Origin of the sequence: Rothia sp. HSID18067 (assembly GCF_003989445.1) — a bacterium.
Lineage (GTDB): Bacteria > Actinomycetota > Actinomycetes > Actinomycetales > Micrococcaceae > Rothia > Rothia aeria.
On record NZ_RBMF01000002.1, the window covers coordinates 206,929 to 221,524 of the forward strand.

Genomic DNA, 14,596 nt, shown 5'->3' on the forward strand with positions numbered 1-14,596 from the left:
TTCTTCTATATAGCCATGATCTGACGCCTACACATATGAACTATCTGTCATACAAAATATATTTACCTTCGAACCACATTCATCATATGCTCCGCACGCATACGGCTAGTTTTTTCAAAACTTTTATCTGACATAAATTTATGTGCCCGTAAAGCTCGTTGGGTAACTAGGGCGTAATCACGGTTTAGCTCAACTATTTTCTGAGCAGCGGCGGATACATCAAAACGTGAAAATTCCCAACCCATTCCCTGTTTCACCAAAGGGGTGAGAGTATCATTGGAAAAGCCCGCAACAGGAACCCCCATCCCTAAGCTTTCAAAGTATGTGCAGGATGGGTCACTCTGGCGATGCGGCAAGAGCATTATATCTACATAATCACGTACATATTTTTTCCATTCAGGGTCAAATTTTACAAATCCTAAATTCTGCAGATTTGGGTACCGATATTCTTGTACCAAATTACGGTATTCACCATCGCCCATAATAACGAATTGGATATCAGGGTTCAGAGCATATGTCTGTGCTGCGATCTCAAGGAAAAGATCGGTTCCTTTAATAGCGATCCAACGCCCCGAAAACGCTACAGTGAGCACTGAACCATTTTTAGGGTGCTTAGGTAGCTGTACGTTGTCAAGGTCATGCTGGTAGATCCGATGGTCATAGTATCGAATCGTATGTGGGTTAATACGCCCATAGTGCGTAAACGCGCCATCACCATTAATTTCTATACCCGCCGCTTTACGGATAGTTTGCTTAAAGCGTTTCTCATGTTTTATTTCACCCACATATATACGCGCTTTATCCAAAAAACTAAGGTTTGACTGTGAGTAATATATATCTAGTCGTGTCTTTAAGGTATTCTCTACAGAATAGACAACAGGAACGCTTTGTTCTTCAAGCCATCTTACTCGGGAAGTGGCTAAAGTACTAATAATATCTGGGGTGACCTTCTTAATCAGTTCAGGAGTAGCTAACTCAGAATAAACATCGCTACTTGGGAGATAGTTATTTATCTTATCTAGATTATGAGGGAGTATCGATCCTTCATATTCTTGTACACCTTGTGAAGAAGTCACTAACAGCTCCATGTGTTTGGTTGTTTCCGCCAAGCTTTGCAATGTCCTATCCGTAAGATAGATATCCCCTTGGTACCGGGTGAACGGCTCTGCTAGTACTGACAATATTTTCATGGTGGCCTATATCCTTACCGTACTATAGGGAAGCTCCTAGGCAATCTCCACTGGGGTCTGAGTTGCTATAGCGAAACGTCTGCGGCAGCGAAGCACTGCGGTGGGCTCATCAGCCGCAGGCGCGTCCCTCAACAAGAATAGCTACAGTAGGCGCTGAGCCAGAGACCATATTCAACAATGTTCTCAGTATCCATTGCGAACAGGATATGAAAATCTGGAGACAGAGTCACAACTGGTGCTTGCAATTCATTACGCAGCTGCCGACCAACCTCGTGCAGACGTGCAATAGGAACCTCATTTTGAGTGAGTGTATGTAGTAAGCCCGAAGGCACTATGAGTGTATCATATTCGGGGTAATGTCCGGCGGCACGACCCGCGTCTATTTCACCAAAAAACTGCAGAATCAAGAGCCTCTCTGAGGCGGCGACCAGCATAATGTCAAGCGGAATCATATCTTCAGATAGGTCCACGATTAGCGGCTCACCAACGTATTCAAAGCCAGCAAACACTTGGCGTCCACAAGTGCTTGCCGCAAAGATTCGACAGATTTGTGATTGGTAGCGCCGAACGGAGGACACCCTGCAAAGGTTATTCCCGTCTGCCAAGCCAGTTCTGCGGTGCGCTCATAGTCTTCATAGGTGGCTGGGTGGCTCCCCGCCCGAAGCAAATCAGTGGTTCATGGTGTGTATGCGGGTGTTCTGTCTGTTGCTTAAGCCCTATAGGAGTGCTAAAAAGAGCCCTATGAGTGAACAAAGCGTGGTTTTCGCCTTTTTAAGGCTCTCTTTTGCGACCTGAGTTTTATACCCCTGAAAGCGAGTGTTAGAGCATCGCGGGGGTTTGAGAAGCAACAGCATGGCGGCCTCGGCGGCGAAGTGCTGCGGCGAGCTCATCGGCTGCGGGTGCGTCCTCAACGAGAATAGCCACGGTAGGCCCTGAGCCAGAGACAAACGCCTCAACTATACTCTCATTATCCATGGTCAAAATAGTTTCAAGGCCGGGGGCTAGAGTCACGGCTGGCCCCTGCAAATCGTTGCGAAGCTGCCTGCCAATTTCGTGGATGCGCGCAATGGGAGTTTCTGTTTGGGTCAGCGCGTGCAGCAGCCCGGAGGGAACTTGCAACTCACCGGCTTCGGCGTAACGCTCGGCGGTGCGTCCCTCATCAAGCTCGCTAAATACCTGCGGGGTCGAAAGCCCCTCTGAGGCAGCGACCAGCACAATGTCGAGCGGAATCATATCTTCAGGCAGCTCCACAATGCGCAGCTCGGTTCCGGTCCCCTCCCCCACGGCTAACCCGCCCAGCGGGAACGCGGCACGCACTACGAAGGGCACATCGGCCCCCAACGGCGCAGCTAGGGCAAGCAGCTCTTCAAGTCCGAGGGTGCGTTCAGTCAGCCGTTTCTCGTAAAGATACTGGTCGACCGCAAGAAGCGCGGCGGCGGCATCTGCCGAGCCGCCCGCCATGCCCCCGGCCACGGGAACGGCCTTATCAATATGCAGGTGCAGGTTGAGATCGTTCACGGTGAGCCCGTGCGCCTGCGCCATAGCAGCAGCTGCACGATACGCCAGATTCTTCTCGTTCAACGGCACCTCGGCGGGGTCAAATTCTCCGGCGCGGTGCTGCTGATCAACCAGGGAGTCGGGCACAATATTCAGGCTCAGGGTAATTCCCTGCTCCTGAGCGTCGCGGGCGGTGACGGTTTCGTAGATATTGACCGAAGAAAAGAGCGTGGCCAGCGGATGGTAGCCGTCCTCGCGGAGGTTCCCCACGGCGAGGTAGAGATTCACTTTGCCGGGCGCTTTTGCCTGAGTTTCTAGAACATGCATTCTTTTTCCGTCCCCGGTTTCTTAATCTTAGTTTTCATCGGCCGCTAGAGCTGGCACCCGATGCGCCGCCTGGGCGATCCGAATATACCCGTGAATATCTAACTTTTCACCACGCTCAGTGGGAGTAATACCCGCCTCGGTCAGGATTGCCTCGGCACGAGCGCCGGAACCAGCCCATGAGGCAAGCGCGGCCCGCAGGGTCTTCCGCCGTTGGGCGAAAGCCGCGTCAATCACGGTAAAGACTTCGTCGCGGTCAATATCGGCAAGCGGCTGCGGGCGCATCCTGAACCCCACAAGCCCAGAGTTAATCTTCGGGGCGGGCCAGAATACGTTTTTACCGATAACCCCCGCTTTAAAGACCTCAGCGTACCAGCTTGCCTTCACCGAAGGAACCCCGTAAATCTTGGATCCGGGTTTTGCCGCCAAACGATCGGCGACCTCGTCCTGCACCATCACGAGGGCGTGGCGGATGCTCGGGAACTGCGCGAAAAGGTGCAGAAGCACCGGAACCGCAACGTTATAGGGCAGGTTGGCGACCAGCTCATCCGGCCTGTGGGGAAGCTCAGTCACCTTGAGGGCGTCCATGAGCACCACATGAACGTTTTGTGCCTTGTCGGGACGGAATTTTGCGATAGTATGCGGTAGCTGCCGCGCCAACGGCGGGTCGATTTCAACCGCGACGACGTGACGCGCGGCATCTGCCAACCCCAGAGTGAGAGAGCCAAGCCCGGGACCGACTTCAAGCACAGTCTCATCATCGGCAATATCCGCTGCGGCAACAATGCGTCGAATAGTATTTGGATCAATCACGAAGTTCTGCCCCAGGGTTTTCGTGGGGCGAATGCCCAGCTGCGCGGCAAGGTCGCGGATTTCTTGGGGACCCAGCAGGGGTTTATCGCTCAGATTTTCTCTCACCCTACCTATTCTACGGAAGGTTGCAGGTTTAGGTCGAAGGACACCACTCACCGGTGCGGGTAGTTACTTGAGAACTCTGCGTTTCTTCCGTACCTGCCAGAGAGTCGATGTGACCATGTTTTGGGCATTCTTTAAACGAGCTTTGGGGGCGGCGTAAATCCGCAGCTTATTGAGGAGCGGCTGGTTTTTTGCCTGATTTGCTTTACGGTACACAAAGTGTGTCCCATCTTCCTCAATAAGACTATTTCCTGTCCAGTCGCACAGCCCTGGTTGCATCACCTTAATATCCACCCCAAAATCAGCGGCGAAAAGGGGCCAATCATCTGCTAGCCAGTATTGTGAGCCGCGCGCATCAATCTGCTCAATAATTTTCTGTGCCGCCGACCGAGAGATCAGATACAGTCCTGTGCAGGCGGTCCAGTCATTAGCACAATACCCTAAACGGTGACGGCCCCAAATAAACGGAGAAAACAGCGACAACCGGGGGTAAGGGGTGCGGGGGTTCATACGACCCATCTGGGTGGACCAGCCATCCGCAAAATTCACCACACCAATACTGCGGGTTTTTTCAATAACCCGAGAGACAATTTCATCAATGGAGGGGTGGATCAACGCATCGTCTTCAGCAACAAGCGCCCATTCTTCCCCGCTTTCTAGAAAATCACGCCACACGTATGTATGGCTCAAGGCGCATCCTACTTCTCCAGGACGGGCTAGACGGCCTTTTCTTTTCTCAAAATAGGCAGCATCAAATTCAGGGCGTTCCCCAGGAGTAGGTAAAGCACGCCCATCTACTCCCCAAAATATATCGAAACCCGCACTCCCCGGGGCGTTGAAGAAATACTCAAGGCGATTTTCGCCTTTAAGAGAAACAACATATTTTTTCATTTTTCCTCTTTATACTTGAAACGGCAATAATTTACCGGTGCCCGCCAGGATATGTCCCAAATTGCATATCTTTAACAATTTTTATACGGTCAATATATTTAAGGCTTAAGGGGCTTGTAATCCTCCCTGCCAACTCAAGCCATGGAATAGGGTACTCCGGCATATACCCAAAAGCTTGAGGATCTCCGTAGCTCTCCAACAAGGATGAAAAATAGTCCATCCTGCGGTTTACTTCAGCAATCCATTCATCGGTAAACCTACTATACGGTTTACATCCAAAGGCAGACATATTCACGACCGATTTATAATAGTTACGTTGATCTTTTCCCAATACCCCACTTGCCGGTGATGAATTCCAAGAGCCTATTTCATGCGGAGCAATAACCCACATATCTGGGGTAGCATTAAGTTCCTTAAGAAGAGGCAACCAGGGCTTATCCATAGGTTTTATATCCATATACACGCCACCATGATGGTGCATCAGATAGGCACGCAGGTAGTCAGAACGCTGAATATAACTTAGCTTTTCGTAGGAAGGGTGCAAAGGATGCTCGGGAAGCACATAATCCGCAAGATTATCCGAGGTTACCAGAATAACTTTACTGCCAGAATTAACAGATCGGATAAGGTCGATAGATTTCTGCCGGTTCGGAGTTATCTGGTTATCCCCTAACCAGACAATAAATATCTGATTAGGGGCATTCTGAAGATTGTCTTCCGGAAGTTGAGAATCATAGAATAGATGATTAACCATAAACGTACTAGAGTTAGGCATCGCGGTATTTTTAATACGCTGAGTATATTTTTCAAGATCATAAGAGTACGGGTTTTTCTGCGAATACCAACTGCGTATCTTATCTACCCCTGCACCATCTTTGACATAATTAAGCCATATATAATGTTTTATTTTTTTTGAAAAAGAAATAATTGACACAGCTTTACCCTAGTTCTCTCACATTAATATGCTATTGATACGTTACGGGGCAGAAAGCTATTTATCGGGATGCCGCATCACACAAAGACAAAATGTGCTCCAGAAAATTATGAAGTAAAGCCTTAAGGTGAACTACAGCGTCTACCATAGTAGCATATATATGTGATAGCTCGTGCAGGCTTCGGTAAAGGTGTCGCAGCAGATACATACCCCCGTATGTACTGACCGTTGCCATCACCTAGAACCCCTCAATTCCCCAGCTGCCGTACACACGCACTGAGTTCGCGCGGATCATTTGGCACAGGTCCTCTAGACTCTGCTCACGGTGCGCCGCCATGAACCGCACCGTATAGTTCGTCATGTACGAGGCATTCGGACGGCCCCTAAACGGGTGCGGGGTCAAAAAAGGCGCATCCGTCTCGGCAAGAATGAGTTCGGGACGCGCCATACGCAACGACTCCTGAATATCCTTCGAATTCTTAAAGGTCACGGTTCCGGCGAAGCTCATATACCAGCCCTGCTCATTACAGATACGCGCCAGCTCAGCCCCACCCGAGTAGCAGTGAAACACGGTGTGTTCGGGTGCTCCTTCTTCGAGAAGGAGGCGCACCACATCATCGTGCGCCTGCCGGTCGTGAATCTGAAGCGCCAACCCGTGCTTCTTCGCCAGGCGAATATGCTCACGAAAGCTACGCTGTTGGGCTTCAATGCCCTCTTCTTTGGTGCGGAAGTAGTCGAGCCCAGTCTCACCGATAGCTCGCACGCGCGGCTCGGCGGCAAGTGCATCCAAGGTCTCCAGCGCCTCATCAAGGGTACCGGCGGAATCCAGTTCGGGAGCGGTGTTGGGGTGAACGGCAACCGCCGCCAGAACCCGCCGGTCGGCGCGGGCGGCGGCAACCGCATACAGCGAGGAGGGAATATCGCAGCCGACCTGCACAATGGCACCTATGCCGAGTTTTTCCCCGGTATCGAGGGCGTCCCGTGCAGTAATTTCTACTTCGCCATCGAGCAGATCCATATGGGTGTGGTTATCGACGATGGCATACGGCAAAGGCTCGGGCGCAGGCGGGAACACGAGGTTACGGGACCGCCCATTATCGCCCTTCGTGGAGCGGCGTCGGGTGCCTTCGCCCGAAGGTTCCTGCGCTATCCCTCCCCCGGTCTCATCCCGGTAAAGCTCGGCGCGGTAGGGTGCAGGGGTCTGCCCTTCTTCAACCTGCCAGCCGTGTGGAAGGGCACTCGCCCTCAGCTCTTGTTTGCTCGGCACCGTAGAGTGTGCCAGGGCGGCGAGGGAATCTAAATATTCCTGGGTGAGTTCGGTTTGCTCGGGATGGCTCTGGCACACGGTATTCTCCTGCGGGCTGTGTTGAAGTGTGTTTTAGGGTTTGGTGTTTCGGACAGCAATGGCGGCTGCGTAGAGCTCTTGTTTGGAGGCACCCGTTTCGGCGGCGACGGCGGCGCACGCGTTTTTGAGGCGTTCCCCCGCATCCACCCGTTCGAGAACGAGACTTACCACGTCTTGCGCCTGCGGAGTTTCGGCAGGCTCGGCGCCAGCGACCACGATCACGATCTCTCCGCGCACCTGGGTTGCGTGTGCCCAGTCGGCGAGTTCGTTCAGGGTGCCGCGCAGGGTTTCTTCGTGCAATTTGGTGAGTTCGCGGCATACGACGGCACGGCGCTCTTCCCCGAAAACCCGGGCAAAATCCGTGAGCGTGGCGGCTACACGATGCGGTGATTCGTAGAAAATCATGGTGCGCTCTTCCGCCGCCAGGGAGTTTAGCCTTCGGGTACGTTCTGAGCCTTTACGTGCCAGGAACCCCTCAAAGGTGAATCGTCCGGTGGGCAGTCCCGAGAGCGCGAGCGCGGTCAACGCCGCTGAGGGTCCGGGGATCACGGTCACCGGCAGGTCGGCATCGGCAACGGCGGATGCTGCAACATAGCCGGGGTCTGAGATGGTTGGCATACCAGCGTCTGAGAGCAGCAGAACCGTATTCCCGTCGCTGACCGCCTGCACGAGCTGGGTGCTGCGGTATTCCTCATTATGGTCGTGGTTCACAATAACCTGCCCCGTGGTGTGCACCCCCAGCCCGGAGGCGAGGGTGCGGAGCTTTCGAGTGTCTTCGACGGCGATCACGTCAGCAGTAGCGAGCGCCTGCCGTAACCGGTCGCTGGCGTCTGAGAGGTTCCCGATGGGGGTCCCGCCGAGAATAAGGACACCGCCGTCAGGTCCATGTGCTGCTGCGTGCGGCCCGGTGTGTTCAGCAGGTGCTTGGTCTGGTGTTTCAGCCTCGGGCATAGGGGTGTTGTTTTTATTGTGTGGTTTCATGCGGCTCACCTTCCCAGTGTAGGCCATGGTTCGGGGCTGGGCGGAATAAAATTTCTTGCAGAATAATCCCCTAACCTGCCCGAAATATGGCTTTATGAGGGGATTAGCCTCTACGATGTTTAGGTGACGTTACAAACCGGTATTCTTTCCCCCGTAAGCTCGGGCCGTTCATCAATGTCCGAGCGTTTTAATGAGTTGAGTATGCTCGCCCGCTTGGGTGTGGCCCGCGTGTCTGCGCCCCGCTGGGCGTGGGTTGTGCCCGCCCTGATGGTGGTGCTCGCAGGCATACTGCGTTTTGTTTATTTGGCACACCCGAACGCGATTGTTTTTGATGAGACGTACTACGCGAAGGACGCCTACTCGTACCTGCATTACGGGTATGAGCTGAACTGGACGAAGGAGGCGAACGGAACCTTCGTGGCGGGGAGCCCTTCAGGTCTTCTGATGGATTCCCCCGAGTATGTGGTTCACCCTCCGCTGGGTAAGTGGATGATCGCCGCCGGGATGGCGATTTTTGGGGATAATAACCCGTTTGGGTGGCGTTTTAGCGCGGCGTTAATTGGTACGTTGTCGGTGGCCTTGGTGGCGTATGCGGCCTGGCTGCTGTTCCGCTCTATGACGGTGGCTACTATCGCCGCGATCCTCGCATCCGTGGATGGGCTCATGTTTGTGGAGTCCCGTCTGGCGCTGCTGGATATTTTCCAGATGTTCTGGATTTTAGCGACTTTTGTGTGCCTGCTCTTAGATCGGCAGCAATCGCGGCGGGTGCTGGCACGTAAAGTGGCGGCTCTGGCCCAGCAGAACGGCGGCACGCTGCCTCAGCTTGTGTTTGGTCCTGGTTCGGGGTGGCATCTGTGGAGGCTGGCGGCTGGCGTGTGCGCCGGTGCGGCTGTGGGCGTGAAATGGAATTCGCTGTTCTTTATCGCTGCTTTCGGGCTGCTGACCGTGTTCTGGGATGTGAACGCACGCCGTATTCTGGGGCTGAAGAACTGGGCGGTTGTGGGTGCGCTCCGTGAGGGCCTGCCCGCGTTCGTTCAGATGATTGGTGTGGGTCTTATCGTGTACCTGTCCACGTGGGCGGGCTGGTTTAAGTCATCGAACGCTTTCTACCGGCATTGGGCGCAGGATAATCCCGGGCAGGGGGTTCAGTGGCTGCCGACCGATCTGCGTTCGCTCTGGGAGTACCATGTTTCGGCGTTTAATTTCCATTCCAAGCTCGATAGCCCCCATTCGTATGCGTCTCCCGCGTGGAAGTGGCTTCTGCTGGGGCGACCCACCTCGTACTACTATGAGTCGCCAAAGATGGGGTCGAAGGGGTGCACCGCCTCTTCCTGTTCTGAGGCGATCCTTAATATCGGCAACCCGCTGATCTGGTGGGCTTTTATTGCGGCGATCCTGGTGGCCTTGATCGTCACCATTGTGCGCCGTGACTGGCGGTTTACATCTTTGCTCTTCGTTTTTGCCGTGGGTTACTTCCCGTGGTTCCTCTACCCGAACCGCACCATGTTCTACTTCTATGCTCTCTCGTTCGAGCCGTTTTTGATTCTGATACTTGCCGGTGTGCTGGGGCTGGTGCTGGGCCATTCGGGCAGCTCAGTGCGACGCAAACGGGTGGGCCTGTACTTTACGGGCGTGTACCTGGTGGCGGTACTGCTGATGAGTGCCTACTTCTGGCCGCTATGGACGGGGCAGACTATCCCTTATAACGAGTGGCTGCACCATATGTGGTTCTCTTTCTGGATTTAGGGCACCAGCAGTTCGCTGTCAAAGCCTGTTCTGTTCGTCACCGAACCGCGTGAGAGACCGTTTAATGCACGTCATATGAAGCGGGGGTGGAAAACCAATAGTGGTTTTTCCACCCCCCGCTTTTTCGTACCTGCCGTATTGCCGCAACCTACCTTGCTTATGAGAAGAAACTTCCGCGTGAGCGCACTGGAGCACTATCCTCGGTGGAGGGGCATTGAGCTAGGGAGTCAGCCTTAGGATCTTTTCCATGCTTTCCTAGCCCTAGGTAATTCCTGCGGATGTTAAGTATATAAGTGCGGCGCCGACCCCGTCATATAGCTGAGGTCGGCACCGCATACTTCCTCGAAGGATTATGGGCCTATCCGTTGGAACGGGAAGCCTGCTGGGAGGCGCTCACCTGCTTTGCCTCCTGCACCTGAGCATCAGCTTTTTGAAGTGCCGCGAACCGTTCGGCACTGCGGCGCAGGGCCACCTGTTTACGGTAGCGAGTGGGCCAGGTGTAGCCCATCAGCAGGAGCACAATCAGCATACTCAGGGCCGCAACGGCAATAGCCGCATCTACCCAGAACTGCGGCGGGTACAAGCGGATGAGTGTGTCGTTCAAATGGAACTGCCAGTTACCCTGCGGGAAGAACGTGGTGTGGAAGGTGGTAAACAGCCAATCCCAGCTGAAAATACCAACGGCAGCAAGTACGCCCAGAATCCCCACCGTCAGCCACGCACCGGTGAAAAGGCTGCGGCGGATAACACCGGGGGCGCGCTCCCGCAGGGTTGCGCTTGAAATGAACGCTAGGATGAGCATCAGTACCGCCGCAGCGGTGGAGTACAGGATGACCAGTTTTACATCATGCATATGCCCCACTTCATCGGGCAAAAACGCAGATTTATGCTCCGCTCCGGTGGTGATACTCTCCAAATATGAGCGGGGGGCGAAGTTCGTCACATAGTTAAGTCCGTAAGAGCCCAACCGCATCCGTTCAGCGGTATCAAACCCGTAGGCATCTGCCGGGAACCCGGGGCGGTGGTATTCAAGCCACAGGAATGCGTCAGAAGCCACCGCACGGACCGCGATCATTATCACCAGAATCGGCACCGCGAGGGTAATAATAGTTGACCGCAGACGAAGCAGAGGCGGCTTATCGAGCACTATCAGCTCAGCCTTAGGGGCAACCTTGACTGCTTCGGCTTTACCCGGTTTGGGAACGTCAATATATTCCTTGGGAATATCAACCTCATCGGGGTCCGCAGCGACGCGCACCACCTTATTGCTGGTGGTCGTCTCAGTGCGGTATTCCTTCTGGCGGGGCTTTTCTTTCGCCGCTTCAGTAGCCTCAGCTTCTTCAACCGACTGGGCGGCCGCCAGCGCTTCCTCCTGCTCTTTCTGGCGCGCATCCCGGCTCAACGCGCTCAGAGTAGGACTCTTGGGGGCATTATGAACCTCACGCACCAACGGGATGAACCCGGTCGAGACACTCGTGTACGTGCGCACACGCTGCCCTACACCCCGCTCCCCCAGTTTGCTCCGTGCGGGAGCAATGGGTACAGCCCCGGTGGCCACATCTGGTTCAGCCGCCGTACCTGGAGCCTCGGCCCGGATGCGCGCAAACGCCCCCGTCTGCGTCTCAGGCTGGGTGTCCTGCACGTCCTCCTGCGGCGAATCTGCGGCAGGGGCCTCGTCTAAAGCGCCCTCAGCCACGGGGTATTTAACGGCGGGGCGTAGCGCCTCCCAGCCTTTCTCATCAGGCTCGGCGGCCGTATCGACGTTCTGGCGATCCTCTGACATGTAGGTGTTCTCGTTCCGGGTGAATAAATTGAGTGAGTGCGTTGTAAAGATTTGCTATGTCACAGTTTCTCACATACTAAGAACCTTCTGCTGTACTGCTGCAGAAGGTTCGTAGTATGAGCGGTATGATAACCCCCACGCAGCGTGGCACCTATGCGCCGCTATAAGGGCGCGGACGGCTCGGCACGCGCACCACCTGCCACCCCTGTGGGGCGGTCAGCTGTTCAGCGTGCAGATCACACAAATCATAGGCGTGAGGCTCGCGATGTTCCGAGAGCGGCCCTATGACGGCCGTTGAATCGGCGTAGGAGTAGGTGAGCGTAACCGTTGCTTCTCTTTTGCATGTTTGTCGAGAGCACAGTCGTGCGGTTTGCATGGTGGGTAACCTTCCTAGCCTTAGCTTGCCTGCTTGCGCAGCCTCCGGCGTTCGCGTTCTGAGAGTCCTCCCCAGATTCCGAAACGCTCATCATTGTCCATAGCATATTTTAGACACTCTTCGCGCACAGGGCAGACCCCGCACACGCGTTTAGCGTCACGTGTGGAGCCGCCCTTCTCAGGAAAAAAGGCTTCGGGGTCCGTTTGGGCACAAAGTGCTTCAGCCTGCCAGGCAAGTTCACCTTCTTCGCCGCCAGTGCCGTAAATATCGGCTGCGGCCTCCCAAATGTCGACGGTGCCACCGTCGGGACAAGCCAGCAGCCCTGTTGCCGCCCTGCATTCTGCAGCGGGCGCGATATCGGCGCCGAGGCTCAGCTCGGCGGCAGCAAGGAACACATTGGCCTGTTCTTCCAGTGATTGCACTGCGTGGATTATTTGCATAGTGTAGAGCTGGGTTCAGCCCGGGCAGTCGCCGCTGGCACCAGCCCGAGTGTTTTACATCTCGGGGCTGATGCATGAACCCATGGTCGTCCCTTCCGTGTTCTCATCATGTGAATGAGTCTGCGGGGCCAGTCTCCAACACACTGGGGTGACTGGCCTTTGGTCTGTGGGATTGAATGCCGAAGAAGTAGCGCTTTGCGGGAGGGTTGCGCTATCGGCGGAAGTAACCCCACCTATTCATTAGACGGGCGACACGCCCTATTCGTCAAACTGGACTTAATGTTGCAAAAGGTGTAAACACCTCATGGAACTCAAGTAAGCGGTTACAGCTGATAAATTCATTCCACATATATCGAATAGTCGCAAATAAATCTTTTATACCGACAAATACATGCAAAAGATACGAAAAATGTTTACAAAACAAATAAATATTCGCACTCTGGGTACAAATAAGAGCCTAGGGTATGGTTGAGGAATGGCAGAAAATCTACTCCCCAAACTTTCAACGACACGCTCTCTCAACCAGGTTTTTCATGATCTCGCTGCAGTACAAACACCGGCCATTATCTGGCATTCGCGCGGCGGGGAACGGATCGAACTTTCGGGGCGGGTGCTCATGAACTGGGTTGATAAAAGCGCAAACCTGCTCCTCAATGAGTGCGAGGTCGAAGAAGGCAGCACCCTGCACATAGAATCCGATGTGCACTGGCGCTGTGTTGCTCTCTGCTTGGCGGCATTAAGGGCAGGTGCGCTGCTGAACAGTAATGAACCGCAGGTTGGTGTAGCGTTAGACGCTGCCACCGCAGCACGCTTTACTCGTTCCCCGGATTTTCTGCTGCTCATTGACCGGGGGCCGCTGGCCATGCGTTATACGGGTGATTCCGAAGCTGTCTTTAATGTTTACGACGGCGAAATCCTGGATTTCTGCGCCCTGGTGCGCAGCGAGGCAGATCAGTTCATGGGCATGCCGCCCCACCCTACCACTGAGGTGCTCGCCGGAGTCACCAATGCGGATGTGCTCGCCGAAATACTCAAGCAGGCCCGCAGCTTTGACTCCCATCAGGTGCGGCTTGACAGCGGAGAGCCAGCCCTTGCGGTCCTGCTTAACTCTCAGCATAGTTTTGGCACACCCGAAAATGCTCTCGCCATTGTCTGCGAGGTACTCGGGGCTCTCGTGGCTGGCTATGCAGTACTCATCACCGACCCCACAGCAGGTTTTACCCCAGCAGAGATAGCACCGATTCTTGCAAGTGAACGGGCTGTAGATACCCGCCGCCAGGGGAAATAACTGTTACAGGTTAAGCAGCAATAGATTAGCTACACTGCTACGTTGATGAAGCCACGCGGTAGCACCTGCGAAGCTGCACTGTACAGCGTTAAATAAAGATGGCGGCCCACACATCATGGACCGCCACCTTCATATTCCGTCATACATTAATTTTTATTGCCGTTCGAGACTTCAGCCTCAGCAGCTGACTCCTGCGCTATAACAGCTTCTGCTTCAGAGTCGTGGGTCATAATCTCGGTTGCTTCTTCCAGCATATGACCAAGCTCTTCATGCTCGGTAGCCCCACCCTCAGCAACCTGTTTGCGGTGTTTGCCGTACACCCAGAACCGGTAGAGAAAATACCTCAGGATAGTACCCAAAATAGTGCCAATAATCGTGCCCGAAATGAACGAGGCCTGAGCGGTTCGCAATCCCAAAATGTAGGTGCTGAAAGCCACACATCCGGCTTCAACAAGGATTCCCAGAATATTTACGAACGCAAACTCGATTGCCTCACGCTTCCAGTTCTCGGAGCGGTTCTCACGGAACGTCCACAGCCGGTTCATTAACCACGAGAAAATAGTGGCTACGATACTGGCAATCACCTTGGCTTTAGTGTGGGAGTCGTGCATGATGGTCACCATCAGCGTCCACACCACCACAGAGTTCACCACGAATGCGGCGCCGCCAACAGTGCAAAATTTGGCAATCTCAATGCCATACGTGTTCCAAATCGCTTTGATTCGGCTGGGAAGTGAACTCATGTTTACCTTCTCGTTTTGCCCCCGGTGAGGATAGTTCACTGGGCCGCATGTATTTCTACCTACCTTGAAATGGTAGTACACCACATACGAATATGCCTTCTCCGCTGCCCCTTTACAAGTCAACTCCCAGTTTTATGGGAGCC

Annotated in this window: 14 protein-coding genes; 2 read left to right on the forward strand and 12 right to left on the reverse strand. The window is 54.1% G+C overall.

The window, feature by feature from the left end; genetic code table 11:
• Positions 1–62: 62 nt before the first annotated feature.
• The 8 genes from D8M23_RS05975 to rsmI all read right to left on the reverse strand — a co-directional run bounded on the left by D8M23_RS05975 (position 63) and on the right by rsmI (position 8,077).
• Positions 63–1,190, reverse strand: a complete 1,128-nt coding sequence (locus D8M23_RS05975; protein ID WP_126854071.1) for a glycosyltransferase — start codon at positions 1,188–1,190, stop codon at positions 63–65.
• A gap of 128 nt (positions 1,191–1,318) precedes the next feature.
• On the reverse strand, positions 1,319–1,699 hold the full coding sequence (locus tag D8M23_RS05980; RefSeq protein ID WP_126854072.1) for a hypothetical protein: 381 nt from the start codon (positions 1,697–1,699) through the stop codon (positions 1,319–1,321).
• A 310-nt stretch (positions 1,700–2,009) separates the two neighbouring features.
• On the reverse strand, positions 2,010–3,014 hold the full coding sequence (locus D8M23_RS05985) for a GHMP family kinase ATP-binding protein (protein ID WP_126854073.1): 1,005 nt from the start codon (positions 3,012–3,014) through the stop codon (positions 2,010–2,012).
• Between the two features lie 27 nt (positions 3,015–3,041).
• A complete protein-coding gene (gene rsmA / locus D8M23_RS05990; protein WP_238693779.1) occupies positions 3,042–3,929 on the reverse strand; it encodes a 16S rRNA (adenine(1518)-N(6)/adenine(1519)-N(6))-dimethyltransferase RsmA in 888 nt (295 codons plus the stop codon).
• A 63-nt stretch (positions 3,930–3,992) separates the two neighbouring features.
• Entirely contained in the window at positions 3,993–4,817 is an 825-nt protein-coding gene (locus tag D8M23_RS05995; RefSeq protein ID WP_126854074.1) for a glycosyltransferase family 25 protein, read from the reverse strand.
• A 31-nt stretch (positions 4,818–4,848) separates the two neighbouring features.
• Positions 4,849–5,751: a capsular polysaccharide synthesis protein gene (locus tag D8M23_RS06000; RefSeq protein ID WP_126854075.1), complete on the reverse strand. Its 903-nt coding sequence runs from the start codon at positions 5,749–5,751 to the stop codon at positions 4,849–4,851.
• Positions 5,752–5,989: 238 nt separating this feature from the next.
• Complete coding sequence (locus tag D8M23_RS06005) at positions 5,990–7,096, reverse strand: TatD family hydrolase (RefSeq protein ID WP_126854076.1); 1,107 nt, start codon at positions 7,094–7,096, stop codon at positions 5,990–5,992.
• A 33-nt stretch (positions 7,097–7,129) separates the two neighbouring features.
• A complete protein-coding gene (rsmI, locus tag D8M23_RS06010; RefSeq protein ID WP_126854077.1) occupies positions 7,130–8,077 on the reverse strand; it encodes a 16S rRNA (cytidine(1402)-2'-O)-methyltransferase in 948 nt (315 codons plus the stop codon).
• Positions 8,078–8,251: 174 nt separating this feature from the next.
• Here rsmI and D8M23_RS06015 point away from each other — a divergent pair, with 174 nt between their 5' ends.
• Positions 8,252–9,823: a dolichyl-phosphate-mannose--protein mannosyltransferase gene (locus tag D8M23_RS06015; RefSeq protein WP_278667578.1), complete on the forward strand. Its 1,572-nt coding sequence runs from the start codon at positions 8,252–8,254 to the stop codon at positions 9,821–9,823.
• A gap of 358 nt (positions 9,824–10,181) precedes the next feature.
• Here the strand turns inward: D8M23_RS06015 and D8M23_RS06020 are convergent, their stop codons facing one another.
• The 3 genes from D8M23_RS06020 to D8M23_RS12120 form a co-directional block, all read right to left on the reverse strand.
• Positions 10,182–11,606 (reverse strand): lipoprotein intramolecular transacylase Lit, encoded by a 1,425-nt coding sequence (locus D8M23_RS06020; protein WP_126499682.1) that lies wholly within the window; start codon positions 11,604–11,606, stop codon positions 10,182–10,184.
• 151 nt (positions 11,607–11,757) lie between these two features.
• Complete coding sequence (locus D8M23_RS06025) at positions 11,758–11,982, reverse strand: DUF3499 family protein (protein WP_080727399.1); 225 nt, start codon at positions 11,980–11,982, stop codon at positions 11,758–11,760.
• Between the two features lie 20 nt (positions 11,983–12,002).
• Positions 12,003–12,422: a WhiB family transcriptional regulator gene (locus D8M23_RS12120; RefSeq protein ID WP_238693780.1), complete on the reverse strand. Its 420-nt coding sequence runs from the start codon at positions 12,420–12,422 to the stop codon at positions 12,003–12,005.
• A gap of 475 nt (positions 12,423–12,897) precedes the next feature.
• Between D8M23_RS12120 and D8M23_RS06035 the strand changes: the two genes are divergently transcribed.
• The gene (locus tag D8M23_RS06035) at positions 12,898–13,710 is read left to right on the forward strand and encodes a TIGR03089 family protein (protein ID WP_126854079.1); all 813 of its coding nucleotides are present in this window, start codon (positions 12,898–12,900) and stop codon (positions 13,708–13,710) included.
• Positions 13,711–13,856: 146 nt separating this feature from the next.
• Here the strand turns inward: D8M23_RS06035 and D8M23_RS06040 are convergent, their stop codons facing one another.
• Positions 13,857–14,453 carry a GtrA family protein gene (locus D8M23_RS06040; protein ID WP_023133820.1) on the reverse strand — a complete coding sequence of 199 codons (597 nt, stop codon included), beginning with the start codon at positions 14,451–14,453 and terminating at the stop codon, positions 13,857–13,859.
• Positions 14,454–14,596 lie beyond the last annotated feature (143 nt).